The sequence below is a fragment of the Methylophaga pinxianii genome, from assembly GCF_020447225.1.
Classification (GTDB): Bacteria; Pseudomonadota; Gammaproteobacteria; order Nitrosococcales; family Methylophagaceae; genus Methylophaga; species Methylophaga pinxianii.
This window is the reverse complement of the sequence record NZ_JAJAEO010000166.1, coordinates 34,670-49,384: the sequence shown is the minus strand read 5'-3', so window position 1 is coordinate 49,384 and position 14,715 is coordinate 34,670. Positions and strand designations below refer to the sequence as shown.

Annotated in this window: 16 protein-coding genes; 11 read left to right on the top strand and 5 right to left on the bottom strand. The window is 45.1% G+C overall.

Translation table 11 applies throughout. From position 1 onward, the window contains the following. On the bottom strand, positions 1–705 hold a 705-nt coding region (locus LGT40_RS07255), incomplete at its 3' end, for a DUF2066 domain-containing protein (RefSeq protein ID WP_226343182.1). Between the two features lie 58 nt (positions 706–763). Between LGT40_RS07255 and purM the strand changes: the two genes are divergently transcribed. The 4 genes from purM to LGT40_RS07235 are packed head-to-tail and all read left to right on the top strand — an operon-like array spanning position 764 to position 3,791. Continuing rightward, positions 764–1,825, top strand: coding sequence for a phosphoribosylformylglycinamidine cyclo-ligase (purM, locus tag LGT40_RS07250; RefSeq protein ID WP_226074640.1), 1,062 nt, complete (start codon positions 764–766; stop codon positions 1,823–1,825). Next, the gene (gene purN / locus LGT40_RS07245) at positions 1,822–2,409 is read left to right on the top strand and encodes a phosphoribosylglycinamide formyltransferase (RefSeq protein ID WP_226074642.1); all 588 of its coding nucleotides are present in this window, start codon (positions 1,822–1,824) and stop codon (positions 2,407–2,409) included. The genes purM and purN overlap by 4 nt, the downstream gene beginning before the upstream one ends. Before the next feature lie 6 nt (positions 2,410–2,415). Further along, positions 2,416–3,159 (top strand): DUF3108 domain-containing protein, encoded by a 744-nt coding sequence (locus LGT40_RS07240; protein WP_226074644.1) that lies wholly within the window; start codon positions 2,416–2,418, stop codon positions 3,157–3,159. A gap of 26 nt (positions 3,160–3,185) precedes the next feature. Then, the gene (locus LGT40_RS07235) at positions 3,186–3,791 is read left to right on the top strand and encodes an NUDIX domain-containing protein (RefSeq protein WP_226074652.1); all 606 of its coding nucleotides are present in this window, start codon (positions 3,186–3,188) and stop codon (positions 3,789–3,791) included. Here the strand turns inward: LGT40_RS07235 and LGT40_RS07230 are convergent. The 3 genes from LGT40_RS07230 to icd form a co-directional block, all read right to left on the bottom strand. After that, on the bottom strand, positions 3,788–4,696 hold the full coding sequence (locus tag LGT40_RS07230; protein ID WP_226074654.1) for a D-hexose-6-phosphate mutarotase: 909 nt from the start codon (positions 4,694–4,696) through the stop codon (positions 3,788–3,790). The genes LGT40_RS07235 and LGT40_RS07230 overlap by 4 nt on opposite strands. A 70-nt stretch (positions 4,697–4,766) precedes the next feature. Further along, a complete protein-coding gene (locus LGT40_RS07225; protein ID WP_226074656.1) occupies positions 4,767–5,249 on the bottom strand; it encodes an FKBP-type peptidyl-prolyl cis-trans isomerase in 483 nt (160 codons plus the stop codon). A 9-nt stretch (positions 5,250–5,258) separates the two neighbouring features. Beyond that, positions 5,259–6,512 (bottom strand): NADP-dependent isocitrate dehydrogenase, encoded by a 1,254-nt coding sequence (gene icd, locus LGT40_RS07220; protein ID WP_226074658.1) that lies wholly within the window; start codon positions 6,510–6,512, stop codon positions 5,259–5,261. A gap of 57 nt (positions 6,513–6,569) precedes the next feature. Here icd and LGT40_RS07215 point away from each other — a divergent pair, with 57 nt between their 5' ends. From LGT40_RS07215 to hflD, 4 genes are read left to right on the top strand one after another with little or no spacing between them, the layout of a single operon-like run. Continuing rightward, entirely contained in the window at positions 6,570–7,268 is a 699-nt protein-coding gene (locus LGT40_RS07215; RefSeq protein WP_226074660.1) for a pseudouridine synthase, read from the top strand. Then, on the top strand, positions 7,201–7,566 hold the full coding sequence (locus LGT40_RS07210; RefSeq protein ID WP_247363558.1) for an NUDIX domain-containing protein: 366 nt from the start codon (positions 7,201–7,203) through the stop codon (positions 7,564–7,566). The genes LGT40_RS07215 and LGT40_RS07210 overlap by 68 nt, the downstream gene beginning before the upstream one ends. A gap of 2 nt (positions 7,567–7,568) precedes the next feature. Further along, complete coding sequence (gene mnmA / locus LGT40_RS07205; protein ID WP_226074662.1) at positions 7,569–8,672, top strand: tRNA 2-thiouridine(34) synthase MnmA; 1,104 nt, start codon at positions 7,569–7,571, stop codon at positions 8,670–8,672. Further along, the gene (hflD, locus tag LGT40_RS07200) at positions 8,669–9,301 is read left to right on the top strand and encodes a high frequency lysogenization protein HflD (RefSeq protein ID WP_226074664.1); all 633 of its coding nucleotides are present in this window, start codon (positions 8,669–8,671) and stop codon (positions 9,299–9,301) included. The genes mnmA and hflD overlap by 4 nt, the downstream gene beginning before the upstream one ends. A gap of 75 nt (positions 9,302–9,376) precedes the next feature. Here hflD and acnB read toward each other — a convergent pair whose 3' ends face one another. Next, entirely contained in the window at positions 9,377–11,914 is a 2,538-nt protein-coding gene (gene acnB, locus LGT40_RS07195) for a bifunctional aconitate hydratase 2/2-methylisocitrate dehydratase (protein ID WP_226074666.1), read from the bottom strand. Positions 11,915–12,052: 138 nt separating this feature from the next. Here acnB and purB point away from each other — a divergent pair, with 138 nt between their 5' ends. Genes purB through LGT40_RS07180 form a run of 3 tightly spaced genes read left to right on the top strand, consistent with a single transcriptional unit; the run spans position 12,053 to position 14,706 of the window. Further along, complete coding sequence (gene purB, locus LGT40_RS07190) at positions 12,053–13,420, top strand: adenylosuccinate lyase (protein WP_226074668.1); 1,368 nt, start codon at positions 12,053–12,055, stop codon at positions 13,418–13,420. Further along, positions 13,421–13,927: a DUF7931 domain-containing protein gene (locus LGT40_RS07185; RefSeq protein WP_226074670.1), complete on the top strand. Its 507-nt coding sequence runs from the start codon at positions 13,421–13,423 to the stop codon at positions 13,925–13,927. It abuts the gene before it with no gap. Beyond that, positions 13,924–14,706: a hypothetical protein gene (locus LGT40_RS07180; protein WP_226074672.1), complete on the top strand. Its 783-nt coding sequence runs from the start codon at positions 13,924–13,926 to the stop codon at positions 14,704–14,706. Before LGT40_RS07185 ends, LGT40_RS07180 begins: the two co-directional genes overlap by 4 nt. The last annotated feature ends 9 nt before the right edge of the window (positions 14,707–14,715 follow it).

The window sequence follows — 14,715 nt, the reverse complement described above, 5'->3', positions numbered from 1 at the left end:
TCCCTGACTGGACCATCGTTCAAGATGATCACCCATCATTGCCTGCCAGCTTATCTCTGCTGATTCTTCAGTCCCACTCAAACGTGCAGTCACGATCACAGACGCCCCATAACGAGCGGAAGCTTGTTGAACCGCAGCATTATTTCCTGTTGAAACATCATTGAAGGTCAATTGCGTTTGGTCTTCCAGGTCCATTAGTGGCAAAAGGAGCGGAATGCCGCGTTGCTTTGCTGCCTGTTCTACCTGTAAAAGCAACGAATCTTCATCACCTTCACCAATTAACTGTTGTTTTCCGGCGTATTCAACAGCCATCCAAATCAACGATTCAGGACGTACTTTATCCCACACGGGCAAGCCAATACGCTGCAATGCTGTGTTTACACCATTCGCATTGAAATCAAGCGTCAATACCAGTTGATTCCCCATCGTTTTATCATCACCGTAAGGCACTTGTTGATAATAAAATTTATCAATATAGCGTTCTGCATCAGTAATAAGCGCAGAGATATCTGCCTGCTCAACGGCGCGACGGTCTCCCACTACTTTTATTACTACCTGTTGGAGCAACTTTGGCGCAAGACGATGGCGTTCTTGCTCACTTTGTGACTCAACGGGCGCTTGTGCTTGATATAAATCAGTAACTTCCGCGGCGGAGGCAATCGACGCAGCGAAAACGAAAATCAGTGAGAAAAATAATCTAGGCATTGTGGTATTCTAACACGCTGTTTTTTGTGTGTGATGTCCAAATAATCAGGAAGCCAGCATGACCGATCCCGTCGTTCCACCTACTCAATCAAACCAAGCTCTCAGTTACCGCGATGCCGGTGTTGATATTGAAGCCGGAAATGCGCTTGTCGAGCGTATCAAACCCCTAGCATCAAAAACCCGTCGCCCGGGTGTTATGGCTGGGCTGGGTGGCTTTGGCAGTCTGTTTGAATTACCGCTCGATAAATATAAACAACCGGTTCTGGTCTCTGGAACGGATGGCGTCGGTACCAAATTAAGACTGGCAATTGAAGCTGGAATACATGACACCATCGGTATTGATTTAGTTGCCATGTGTGTCAACGATATTGCGGTTCTTGGCGCAGAGCCCCTGTTCTTTCTGGATTACTATGCCACCGGCAAACTGAATATTGATGTTGCAACCGATGTGGTGAGTGGCATTGCGGAAGGTTGTCTGCAATCCGGCGCCGCGCTGGTAGGCGGTGAAACCGCTGAAATGCCAAGCATGTATCAGGAAGGTGATTTTGATTTAGCAGGTTTTTGTGTCGGAATTGTTGAAAAAGACAACATTATTGATGGATCTCAGGTAAAAGCGGGTGATGCCATTATCGGGATCGCATCTTCCGGGCCACACTCAAATGGCTATTCATTGATCCGCAAGATTATTGAAGTCAGCAAGGCTGATCTCAATATGGCTTTTGATGGTGCAACATTAGGTGAAAAACTGTTAGCCCCAACTCGGATTTACGTTAAGTCACTCCTCCAACTACATGAAAAATTTAATATTCATGCTTTATCACATATCACCGGTGGTGGATTACTGGAAAATATTCCCCGTGTGTTACCAGCCAATGTGACAGCCGTAATTGATAGCCAAAGCTGGCAAAGACCGGCTGTTTTTGATTGGCTGCAACAGCAAGGAAATGTGGTTGATCGTGAAATGTACCGGACTTTTAATAATGGTATTGGCATGGTGGTCTGCGTCGATGAGCAGGATGCTGATGCCACCGTTCAGATTCTCACAGCATTAGGCGAAACGGCTATGCGGATTGGCCATATTGAAGCCAGTCAATCCGATGAACAAGTCATTATTAAATGAGTAACACCTTCAAACCAAAGCTGGTGATCCTGATATCAGGTCGCGGCAGTAATATGCAGTCAATTATCAAGGCTATTCAGGCAAATGAACTGAATGCCGAAGTTTCTGCTGTCATCAGTAATCGGCCCGATGCGGCTGGATTGGCATTTGCTCAGCAGTCGGATATTACAACTCGAATATTGGATCATAAGAATTTTGAGACTCGTGAAGCCTTTGATGCACAATTGATAGATTTGATTGATACCTTTGATCCAGACTACGTCGTATTAGCCGGTTTCATGCGAATTCTAAGCACCGGGTTTGTCCAGCATTTTGCTCAGCGTTTAATTAATATTCATCCTTCACTGTTACCCAAATTCAAAGGCATGCATACCCATAAACGGGCGATTGAATCAGGTGAAACAGAACATGGTGCCACGGTGCATTTTGTTACTGATGAACTAGACTCCGGCCCGGTGATTTTACAGGCCAAAGTCCCGGTAATGCCAGATGATACTGAAGAAACTCTGGCAGCAAGAGTATTAATTGAGGAACATAAACTTTATCCGAATGCCTTAAGGTTGTTGACTCAACAACAGAGCTGATAATTCATGCATTATTTTTGCTACTTTTTTTTGCTGTTTCTGTCTTCTACGGCTTTAGCCCAGGAGCTAGATGACTATTCAGCGAAATATGAAATTGGAATGAATGGTCTCCAGGCGGGTGAACTCACTCAGGAACTGGAGACTTTAACCGATGGTTTGCACCGGTTTCGTTCGGTTACCAAAGCCAAGGGTGTAGTCGCCTTATTTAGACGTGACACGGTGAAAGAAACCAGTTTATGGACGCTTTCACAGCAACAAATAATGCCCCGCCAGTATCTCTACCAACGTAGCGGCGGAAAAAAAGATAAATATTTGCGGATGGATTTTGACTGGCGTAAAAATACCGTTCATATCGATGACAAAGTGCATCCATGGGATCTTGAAATCGAAGCTGACACGCTGGAAAAACATATTTATCAGGTGCAGTTAAGACTGGACTTGTTGCAGCATCCTGAAAAGAAAAACTTTCGTTATTTAATCGCAGATGGTGGGCGCATAAAACACTATCAGATTAAACGACTTGAACAAGAAACTATCTCTACCCCGCTTGGTAAAATTGACACGGTCAAATTCACAAGACAACGAGATCGCGATAGCGATAAAGATCGTGAAACTACGCTTTGGTGTGCGCCAGAACTGGATTATTTACCCGTTAAACTTGAGCACATTGAAAAGGATGGCACGAAATTTACCGCCGTTTTACGCCGCATAGATGGTCTGTCCGAATCCGTATTTACACCCGTCGAATAATATAATTAAAGATACTGGGATACAGGATGCGTAACAAACAGTTTGAAATTATTGATGAAACAACGGCTTATCAAGGTTTTTTTAGTTTAAAAATTGTCACCTTAAGGCATACGCTTTATAAAGGAGGCTGGAGTGCCCCGCTGACTCGTGAAGTATTTCAACGAGGTAATTGTGTCGCGGTATTACTTTACGATCCACAAAAAGATGCACTGGTTATTATCGAACAATTTCGGCCAGGTGCTTTACAACTGGAGGATGAACGAGTCTGGCTGATGGAAATTGTTGCAGGTGCCATCGAGCCGGGTGAAACACCTGAATCAGTCGCTTATCGTGAGGCGGTTGAAGAATCCGGTTGTGAAATACTGGAGATGATAAAAATTAATGAGTTTTTCACTTCCCCCGGCGGCACATCCGAACTGTTACATCTGTTTTGCGGACGAATAGACAGCACCCATATAGGTGGTCTGCATGGGCTGGATGAAGAAGATGAAGATATTTCCGTCAGGGTCCTGTCATTCGATGAGGTCTATGCTTTATTGGAAGCCGGAAAAATCATTTCAGCCATTCCGATTATCGCTATCCAATGGCTGGCTTTGCATCGTGATGAGTTACTTAAACGTTGGTCTAATTAGCCCATTGGCATAATTCTATACCGTGCAGAAACGGTATGGGATTGTCCCGGAGACAAACTGATACTGTCATGTGCAGCATTTGCGGTTTCGACGCAGACAAAATGTCGATAGGCATCATCCGTCATATCTTTCAGCTCTTTAACCCGCTCCCAGGGATTCCAGACAATTGTCGTGTTTGAGCCCACGCTCTCCACAATAATTCGTCGTGACCATTGAGAATCTTCAATAAAAAGTTTATCCGGACTGTCCAGATAGACTCGGTCCGTCTCACCGGCAAAAAATATTTCACCGATCTGAAGTTTTTCACGAAAATTTTCAACCTTGTCGAGATAATGATGATTACTCAAACCTCTGACCTGTGTTTTTTCAATGTCTCCTACAGCGAAATAAGTATGTAACGCCTGAGAAATGACAAAACATTCTTTATCCAGGTTTTCCGTTGTCAGAGAGAGTGTGATTTGCTCATCAATCTCAATCTCCATTTTCAAAGCATAGTCACAGTGCCAAAGCGGTTCATCCTGCGGCTCTGGAGTTAATGACAAAGTTAATTTGATGCCATCATTTTCAGTCTGTTGAACATCAATCAAATCCCAAACTCGATTACGCGCAAAACCGTGCGCCGGTCGACCTTTGCCACTTGGATCCGAACCAAACCAGGGCCAGCATATGGGAACACCACCCCGTATCGCCCGTCGATTGCCATAGCGGGTCAGCCGACTCAAAAACAACAAATCATGATGTGCATCAGCGGAGCGATACGATAATACCTGAGCGCCCTGTGTCGTGATACGTGCTTTGGCACAAGGCGTATCAATATTGATCATCACGCACTCTGATGGCCCCATAGAAAAGTCCAGGCGTTCAGCAATTGCAAATTGTTGTTTAAGTTGTTCGATAGTTTGCATGGGATTCTAGGTCTGAAACAAAAAGACGGGCGCAATGCCCGTCTTTAAGATTAAATATTAAATGAAACTTCTAGTGGTGGTGTCCGCCTTCACCATGAACATGACCATGTTCCAGTTCTTCGGCACTTGGTTCACGGACTTCACGGATTTCAACATCAAAGTTCAAATGAACCCCTGCTAGAGGATGATTACCATCAACAGTAACCGTTTCATCATTGATGGCAACAACAGTCACTAAAACCGGACCTTGCTCAGTTTCAGACTGAAACTGCATACCCACTTCAACTTTTTCTACACCACTGAATAATTCAGCAGGGACATCTTGTTTTAATGCTTCATGACGCTCGCCATAAGCGTTAGCCGGCTCAATACTGGCCTGAACTTTATCGCCAGTCTCTTTGCCCATCAGAGCATCTTCCAGACCAGGGATAATATTGCCTGCACCATGCAGATACGCCAGCGGGCCGGCACCTTCACTACTGTCAATAACTGTGCCGCTGTTGTCGGTGAGCGTGTAGTCAATTACGACTACTTTGTTGTCTGCAACTTTCATGGAAACTCCTTACATGTTTTGAATAACAGCTGCAGCATAATCACTACAACTCAACGCATCGACGCCAATAGCCTGAGCTAAATCACCGGTGACACGCGCATTAGAAATGGCGCCTGAGACGCCGGAAACGACCAGATCAGCCGCTTCGACCCAACCTAAATGCCGTAAAAGCATTTCGGCCGATAGGATTAATGATGACGGATTCGCATTATTTTTTCCAGCTAATGCTGGAGCTGTGCCATGTGTCGCTTCAAACATGGCTACAGCGTCCGCTAAATTGGCACCCGGTGAGATGCCTATTCCTCCAACCTGTGCGGCAAGAGCATCAGAAATATAATCACCATTAAGATTTAATGTGGCCACCACATCATAATCTTTAGGATGTAACAGGATTTCTTGTAAAAACGCGTCGGCAATCGAATCTTTGATAACGATGTTTTTACCGGTATTTGGGTTTTTAAAGGTTTTCCAGGGACCACCATCCAGCGGTGTTGCGCCAAATTCATTTTCAGCGAGATCATAACCCCATTGTTTGAACGCGCCTTCGGTAAACTTCATAATGTTCCCCTTGTGCACAAGGGTCAATGAATCACGATCATTATCAATCACATACTGGATGGCTTTACGCACCAGTCGCTCGGTTCCCTCTTTCGATACCGGCTTGATACCAATACCCGATGTCTCAGGGAAACGGATTTTATTTACGCCCATTTCTTTTTGTAAAAAGTTGATGACTTTTTGCACTTCAGGCGTTCCTGCAGCCCATTCAATTCCTGCATAAATGTCTTCAGAATTTTCGCGGAAAATGACCATATCGATATTTTCCGGCGCTTTGACCGGGCTGGGTGTTCCGGGGTAGTAACGTACCGGACGTTGGCAGACATATAAATCCAGCGTTTGTCTTAATGCCACATTCAACGAACGAATGCCGCCACCAACTGGCGTCATCAATGGACCTTTAATCGATACCGAATATTCTCTCAAAGCGTCTATGGTCTCTTCAGGAAGATAGGTGTCAGAACCATAAAGCTGTGTCGCTTTTTCACCTGCATAGACTTCCATCCAGGCAATTTTTCGTTCGCCGTTGTAAGCCTTATTCACTGCAGCATCAATCACATCAAGCATTGCCGGTGTGATATCGACACCGATACCATCACCTTCAATAAAAGGAATAATCGGTTGATTAGGTACATTTAACGAATAATCGGCATTCACGCCGATAGCTGCACCCTGTTCCGGTACACTAATGTGTTGATATGCCATGCACGGCTCCTGAAGTAAAAAGTGGCATTTTACATGATCTATGACGTTGATATAACCATGACTAAACTTATTGCATTTAATAAACCCTACGATGTTCTGACCCAGTTCAGCGACAACACTGGCCGAAAAACACTGAAAGATTATATTGATATACCGAATATTTACCCGGCTGGACGCCTGGATAGAGATAGCGAAGGTTTATTATTGCTGACCGACGATGGTCAATTACAACATCATATCAGCGATCCACGTCATAAATTAAGCAAAACTTATTGGGTCCAGGTAGAAAATATTCCCGACGCCATTGCTATTCAACAATTGCAACAAGGCATTACATTAAAAGATGGTCTGACCAAACCTGCCTGCGCGAAACTTATTGATGAACCGGCGTTATGGGAAAGGCAACCGGCAGTGCGGTTTCGACAATCCATTCCAACCCAATGGATAGAATTGCAAATCAGTGAAGGTAAAAATCGACAGGTCAGGCGTATGACTGCTGCGGTAGGCCATCCAACCCTGAGGCTGATTCGCGTAGCAATAGGGCCATGGCATTTAAATAATCTGCAACCTGGACAATGGTGCGAAGTTAACTTTCAGTCCGTGATAAAATACGCCGATGATTTGGACTCCAAGAACCACCGTAGCCGCCGTAATAGAACGCGACCAAAAATTTCTGATGGTCGAGGAAATGATCGGCAGCGAACTCAAACTCAACCAGCCCGCCGGCCATCTCGAAGACGGCGAAAGTCTGATTGAAGCCGTTATTCGGGAAACCCTCGAAGAGACTGCCTGGCAATTTACGCCCGAGTCACTGATTGGTATCTATCGGTGGCGCCATCAACCTAGTCAAAATACCTATATTCGCTTCTGTTTTACTGGAAGCTTAGGTGACAAACTGGATCGCCCGCTGGATACTGACATCCATCAGGCCGTTTGGCTTGATGCTCAGACCATTGAGCAGCGCCGTTCACAGTTCCGTAGTCCTTTAGTTGAACAATGTTTACAGGATTATCTTGCCGGTAAACGTTATCCTCTTGATTTATTAACTGATTAATTATGTCTGAAAATAAAAAAATCGTCGTGGGTCTGTCCGGTGGTGTGGATTCCTCTGTCTCGGCTTTGTTACTCAAACAGCAAGGCTTTGATGTTGAAGGCCTGTTTATGAAAAACTGGGTCGACTATGCTGATGAGAGCGAATGTACCGTTGAGGATGATCGTAAAGATGCTCAATCAGTAGCGGATAAAGTTGGTATCGTTTTTCACGAAGCCAATTTTGCGATGGAATACTGGGATTATGTATTCAAACATTTTCTTGAGGAATATCAGGCAGGTCGCACACCCAACCCCGATATTTTGTGTAATCGTGAAATCAAATTTAAAGCTTTTTTAGATCATGCGATGGAATTAGGCGGTTATCTGATTGCCACTGGTCATTACGCCAGAGTTCGCGAATACAACGGTAAATTTCAATTATTAAAAGGTCTGGATAATACGAAAGATCAGAGCTACTTCCTCTACACGCTCGGTCAGGCGCAATTGTCGCGTACATTGTTTCCACTGGGTGAGCTACCCAAAACCGAAGTTCGCAAAATCGCTGAAGCGGCCGGCTTTATCAATCATGATAAAAAAGACAGTACTGGTATCTGTTTTATTGGTGAAATGCGCTTTCGCGAATTTCTTGGCCGTTATCTTCCAGCTCAGCCTGGAGAAATGCGTACCCCTGAAGGTGAAGTTGTCGGTGAACACAGTGGCTTAATGTACTACACGCTCGGCCAGCGTCAGGGCCTCGGCATCGGTGGGCGTAAAAACAGCAGTGGCGAACCCTGGTTTGTCGCTGGTAAGGACATGGAAAATCGTATCCTGTATGTTGTACAGGGGGAGCATGATTGGCTATACAGTACTAAGTTGATAACTGAGCAGCTTTCCTGGGTTTCCGGTGAAGCACCAGAATTTCCTTGCCGGGCTAAAGCGAAAACCCGTTATCGACAACCGGATCAAGCCTGCGTTATTACACAAGGCGAGGATGGCAAAATTCAGGTTGAATTTGATGAACCGCAACGAGCGGTTACACCTGGTCAATCCGTGGTGTTTTATCAAGAAGATGTCTGTATGGGTGGGGGTATTATTGTGGATACCAATGCACCGGGGATGCATCCATGAGTCAACAGTCAATCGTCGAGGATCGAGTCATAGCTCTGTCTGCATTGATGCAGGCTGTCACTTTGGTCCAGCAGATAGCCGAAACCGGCCAGGTCGATAATGATGATATGCAAACCATGTTGCAAAGTTTATTGGTTGTGGACGCCCCAGATACCGAATCGGTTTATGGTGGTATCAGTAAATTAAAAACGGGTCTGCGTCAGTTCAATCAACAACTGTCAAAACGAAAACAACCAGGTGATATTGTGGTATTACGCTATGCGATTGGTATTTTGCATTTACAACGTAAGCTCCGTAAACGCCCTGCCATGCTGGATTTGATAACTCGTGAGCTTGATCAAATACCACAACAGGTTGAGTATTTTGGCAGTATTACCAGTCCTCAGGTCATCGCCCGTTTTGCCGATATCTATCAACGTACAGTCAGCGAACTGACACCACGTATTCAGGTATTTGGCGATTCGACTTATTTGCAGCAACCCGACAACGTCAACCGTATTCGTGCTCTGTTATTATCGGGAATTCGTGCAGCAGTGCTTTGGCAACAAAAAGGTGGAAGACGTTGGCAGTTTTTATTGCAAAGCAATAAGTTATTACAAGCCGCGACAGAGTTACATACTCGAATATAATGCTGTTGATGACAACTAAGCGTCATAAAAAAGGGCTGTATAAACAGCCCTTTTTAGTTTCTCCGCTGGGTCAGCTTAACTGGCCTTCGCTCGTTGATAGTGCTCTAACTCGTTAAAGTTCAAATAACGGTAGATCTCATTGGCCATCGGCTGAATGCCAGCCACTTTCTCCAGATATTCGGCAACCGTTGGAATCCGTCCCAGACTGGCCACTACGGCAGCAAGTTCTGCCGACGATAAATACACATCTGCACCATTACCCAAACGGTTGGGGAAGTTACGGGTCGAAGTTGAAACCACGGTGGCATTATCAGCAACCCGAGCCTGATTACCCATGCATAAAGAACAACCCGGGGTTTCAGTCCGTGCTCCAACACGACCAAATATACTGTAAATCCCCTCTTCTGTTAATTGGTGCTGATCCATTTTCGTCGGCGGAGCAACCCAGAGTTTTACTGGCAGATTGCCCATTTTCTCCAGTACTTTACCCGCAGCACGGTAGTGACCAATATTAGTCATACACGAACCGATAAAGACTTCGTCAATATGCGCGCCAGCTACTGCAGATAACGGCTTGATATCGTCAGGATCATTAGGACACGCTAATAACGGCTCTTTTATTTCATTTAAATCAATTTCGATAACTGCGGCATATTCTGCATCAGCATCCGGCTCAAGCAGTTGCGGGTCTGCCAGCCAAGCGCGCATCGCATCAATACGACGTTGCAAGGTTCTGGCATCTTCATAGCCTTCAGCAATCATCCATTCCATCAAGGAAATATTGGAATTTAAGAACTCGATAATCGGTTCTTTATTCAGTCTCACCGTACAGCCATTGGCGCTACGCTCAGCTGAGGCATCCGACAGTTCAAACGCCTGCTCGACTTTCAGATCGGGCAACCCTTCAATTTCCAGTACGCGGCCATTAAAGATATTTTTCTTACCTTTCTTTTCTACCGTCAGCAATCCTTCCTGGATGGCAGCATAGGGAATGGCATTGACCAGATCTCGTAAGGTAATGCCCGGTTGCATTTCACCTTTAAAACGTACCAATACTGATTCCGGCATATCCAACGGCATCACGCCCAGTGCCGCAGCAAATGCCACTAAACCAGAGCCCGCGGGGAAACTGATACCAATCGGAAAGCGTGTATGCGAATCGCCGCCCGTACCGACGGTATCGGGCAGAATCATGCGGTTCAACCAGGAGTGAATAACACCATCGCCAGGCCTTAATGAGACACCACCACGGGTACTGATAAATTCCGGTAATTCATGCTGCAGTTTGATATCGACCGGTTTTGGATAAGCTGCAGTGTGGCAGAAAGACTGCATGACCAAATCTGACGAGAATCCCAGACAGGCCAATTCTTTTAATTCATCACGTGTCATGGCACCGGTAGTATCCTGCGAGCCAACAGTAGTGACTTTAGGTTCGCAGTAAGCACCCGGGCGTACTCCTTTCACGCCGCAAGCGACCCCAACCATTTTCTGCGCCAGGGTAAAGCCTTTGTCACTGTGAACCGGTTCAACGGGTCGCTTGAAAACATCGGAAGGAGGCATGCCCAGAGTTTCACGGGCTTTATCGGTTAAGCCGCGACCGATAATCAGTGGAATACGACCACCGGCCCGCACCTCGTCTGCAATGGTCGTGGGACGTAAAGTGAATTCAGAGACGACATCACCCGCCTCATTATAAATTTTGCCTTCGTAAGGTTTGATCGTAATGACATCACCGGTCTCCAGTTGATCAACATTACATTCAATTGGTAAGGCACCAGAATCTTCGGCCGTGTTAAAGAAAATCGGGGCTATGTTGTTGCCTAAAATCACCCCGCCCTGACGCTTGTTGGGTACGTAAGCAACGTCATGCCCCATGTGCCAGAGCACAGAATTAATGGCCGATTTACGTGAAGAACCGGTACCGACCACATCTCCCACATAGGCTAGTGGATGGCCCTTTTCTTTCAGTGTAATAATTTTGTCCAACGCATCTGGCATTTTGCTTACCAGCATGGCTTTAGCATGCAAAGGAATATCCGGGCGACTCCATGCTTCTGTGGCAGGCGATAAATCATCGGTATTTGTTTCACCAGGAACTTTTAAAACTGTCAGCGTAATTTCTTCTGCTAATGGCGGACGAGATAAAAACCATTCAGCTTCAGCCCAGGACTGCAGAATTCGTTTCGCATAAGAATTTGTTTCAGCTTTTTCCACTACATCATGATAAGCGTCATAAACCATTACGATTTTTGACAGTGCTGTTTCTGCAGCTTCAGCAGTTGCCTCATAATCCAACAGTTCGATTAAAGGCTGAATGTTATATCCCCCCATCATCGTACCAAGCAGTTCGGTGGCGAAGACTGGCGTTATCAAATCGCATTGCGTTTCTTGTTTGGCAATAGCCGTTAGAAATCCCGCTTTAACGTACGCCGCTTTATCAACACCTGGTGGAACGCGGTGAACCAGCAATTCTAATAAGGCTTCGCGGTCACTATTTTGAGGTTGTTTAAGCCCTTCGATAATGTCAGATACTTGTTTTGCATCTAACGGTAATGGCGGTAGCCCCTCAGCAGCACGCTCTTCAACATGTTTTTGGTATTCTTGCAGCACGTAAACGCTCCGAAGTTGAAACTAAGACGAACGGTATTTTAACGCAAATTCATAAATCAGATTGAATGAAATCCAGAATCAGGGCCGAGTTCTGCTATAATTTCGACCAATTTTCAGCTTATTTTTAATGGAGTTTTCATGGAATTAACTGCTCTTACTGCCATCTCACCGGTTGATGGCCGTTATGCCGATAAAACCAAGGCTCTGCGACCATATTTCAGTGAATATGGTTTGCTGCGAGCCCGTGTTGAAGTGGAATGTCGCTGGTTACACTTACTCGGCGCAAATGCAGACATTCAGGAAGTCCCCAAGTTAACTGAGAGCGCTGAGCAATTTCTCAATGATTTAGTAAGTAACTTTTCAGTTGAAGATGCTGCAGAAATTAAAGCTATCGAACGTGAAACCAATCATGATGTAAAAGCGGTTGAATATTTCATCAAACGTAAATTCAAAGGTAATGCTGAGCTTGATGCGGTAAATGAATTTGTGCATTTTGCCTGCACCTCCGAGGATATCAACAATACGGCTTACGGCATTATGCTAAAAAATGCCCGCGAACAGGTCATTCTGCCGGAAATGGATACCTTAATTGGTGCATTACGAAAACTGGCTATGGAACAGGCAGAGACACCAATGATGTCACGCACCCATGGTCAACCGGCCTCTCCGACGACATTAGGTAAAGAATTAGCCAATGTTGTGAAACGTCTTGAATTGCAGCGCACGCATGTTGCTGCAGTTTTGTTATACGGCAAAATGAATGGCGCAGTTGGCAACTATAATGCGCATTATGCTGCCTATCCAAATGTTGACTGGCCAATGATGGCCAATGCTTTTGTCACCGGGCTTGGCCTGCGCTGGAATAAATACACCACTCAGATTGAACCGCATGATTATGTCGCTGAGCTGTTTCAGGCAATGATTCGTTTTAATACGGTTCTGATTGATTTCTGCCGTGATGTCTGGAGCTATATCTCGATTGGTTACTTCAAACAAAAAACGGTGAAAGGTGAAATCGGCTCGTCTACCATGCCGCACAAAGTTAACCCTATTGATTTTGAAAATGCGGAAGGGAATTTGGGCATTGCCAATGCCACATTTGATCACATGGCCATGAAATTACCAATTTCTCGTTGGCAGCGTGATCTCACTGATTCCACTGTATTACGCAATATCGGCGTGGGTTTTGCGCATTCCATGTTGGCATACAGCTCTGCACTGAAGGGTATCAGCAAATTGGAAGCTGCACCGGAAACCATGGCCGCGGATCTGGATGCTAATTGGGAGTTGTTGGCGGAACCAATTCAAACTGTCATGCGTCGTTATGGTATCGAAAATCCTTATGAAAAACTGAAAGAGTTAACTCGTGGACAGCGAGTCAATAAACAAATCATGCATGAATTTATTGATAGTTTGGACTTACCTGATGCGGCTAAATTTGCTTTGAAAGATATGACGCCAGCAAGCTATATCGGTAATGCTATTGAACAGGCAAAAAACTGTTAAATGGCAGAAAATTCCACTCCGGCCAACACCGATCAAATCATTGCATTTGATGGTAAACATGAGGCAGCTTCGGCTGCCTTGGCATTGGTGGAAACCGCTCAGCGAGAAATATGTTTTATGGGCAGTCAACTGGACGCTGTCTTGCTCGACAGTCCGTCCTTGATTGATTGTATAAAACAACTCTGTATTAACAGCCGCCGCAGCCAAATCAGGTTATTGGTTGATGAAACCCAAAGCAGCATCATTAATTCTCATCGACTATTACCGTTAATATCTAAACTGACCAGTTCGATTACTGTAAACATTCTCTCAGATAAATATAAACGACCTAAAAATTTATTACTTTTAGTTGACCATTCGGGCTATTTGCGCTGTCTTAACAATCAACGCTACATGGGCCAGGCAAATCTGCATGATCCTCTAACCGTGCGTGAGTTAAAACAACAATTTGAAGAATGCTGGAATCATAGTTCTGCCGATATGGCTACAAGGCGATTACATTTATGAAATTTATCTATTCAATTGTATTTTTGATGCTGGCCTTGCCCGCCTATGCTGATCAAATCCGCACCATTGAATTGCAGCATCGTCTTGCAGCAGAAATCTTGCCAATGATTGAACCTATGGTAGATAGCTATACAACCATCAATGGCCACGATAACTTATTGATAATAAAAAGTTCGTCACAGAGTTTTGTAGAAATTGAACGTTTGGTCAAACAGCTAGACAGCCGACAACAAAGCCTCACCGTTACCGTACTGCGTACCCAAAGACAGATCAACGATCAGAATATGGCTGATGACCAGGTGAACATTGATTTGGATAACCCGAAAAATTCTTCTGTAGAAATACACCGGTGGTCTACCAAAAACAGTCGTGAACGGGATCAGCAATATCAGGCCCGGGGTATTGCCGGACAGCCTATCGATATTCAAATGGGGCGAGCCGTAGCTAACGATGAGCAACAACTCATTTTTTATCCCCATGGGGGTATTGCTGTGCAGGAAACGACACAGTATGTTCAATTGGATAACGGCTTTCAGGCGAGAGTCAATATACTCGGCAATCAACAGGCTCGAGTGGATATCCTGCCTTTGTTTTCCAAAATGCAGCGTAATGGTGATATCACAACGACCAGTTTACTCACTTCCATCACCGGTCCGGTCAATCAGTGGATCCTGATTGGTCAAATTGGTGAGCAGCAACGCCAGCAACAAAATTCCCAAACTTATCGCAGCCATCAGGATGAACAACAATGGCTGTATCTGAAAATTGAACTTAACTGAGTACCACTG

What these genes read in the sequence shown, in the direction of transcription:
- mnmA (WP_226074662.1), top strand. Translation starts at nt 7,569, where the DNA reads ATGTCTGAAAATAAAAAAATCGTCGTGGGTCTGTCCGGTGGTGTGGAT.
- LGT40_RS07210 (WP_247363558.1), top strand. Translation starts at nt 7,201, where the DNA reads ATGATCGGCAGCGAACTCAAACTCAACCAGCCCGCCGGCCATCTCGAA.
- purM (WP_226074640.1), top strand. Translation starts at nt 764, where the DNA reads ATGACCGATCCCGTCGTTCCACCTACTCAATCAAACCAAGCTCTCAGT.
- purN (WP_226074642.1), top strand. Translation starts at nt 1,822, where the DNA reads ATGAGTAACACCTTCAAACCAAAGCTGGTGATCCTGATATCAGGTCGC.
- LGT40_RS07180 (WP_226074672.1), top strand. Translation starts at nt 13,924, where the DNA reads ATGAAATTTATCTATTCAATTGTATTTTTGATGCTGGCCTTGCCCGCC.
- purB (WP_226074668.1), top strand. Translation starts at nt 12,053, where the DNA reads ATGGAATTAACTGCTCTTACTGCCATCTCACCGGTTGATGGCCGTTAT.
- LGT40_RS07215 (WP_226074660.1), top strand. Translation starts at nt 6,570, where the DNA reads ATGACTAAACTTATTGCATTTAATAAACCCTACGATGTTCTGACCCAG.
- LGT40_RS07185 (WP_226074670.1), top strand. Translation starts at nt 13,421, where the DNA reads ATGGCAGAAAATTCCACTCCGGCCAACACCGATCAAATCATTGCATTT.
- LGT40_RS07235 (WP_226074652.1), top strand. Translation starts at nt 3,186, where the DNA reads ATGCGTAACAAACAGTTTGAAATTATTGATGAAACAACGGCTTATCAA.
- LGT40_RS07240 (WP_226074644.1), top strand. Translation starts at nt 2,416, where the DNA reads ATGCATTATTTTTGCTACTTTTTTTTGCTGTTTCTGTCTTCTACGGCT.
- hflD (WP_226074664.1), top strand. Translation starts at nt 8,669, where the DNA reads ATGAGTCAACAGTCAATCGTCGAGGATCGAGTCATAGCTCTGTCTGCA.
- icd (WP_226074658.1), bottom strand. Translation starts at nt 6,512, where the DNA reads ATGGCATATCAACACATTAGTGTACCGGAACAGGGTGCAGCTATCGGC.
- LGT40_RS07230 (WP_226074654.1), bottom strand. Translation starts at nt 4,696, where the DNA reads ATGCAAACTATCGAACAACTTAAACAACAATTTGCAATTGCTGAACGC.
- LGT40_RS07225 (WP_226074656.1), bottom strand. Translation starts at nt 5,249, where the DNA reads ATGAAAGTTGCAGACAACAAAGTAGTCGTAATTGACTACACGCTCACC.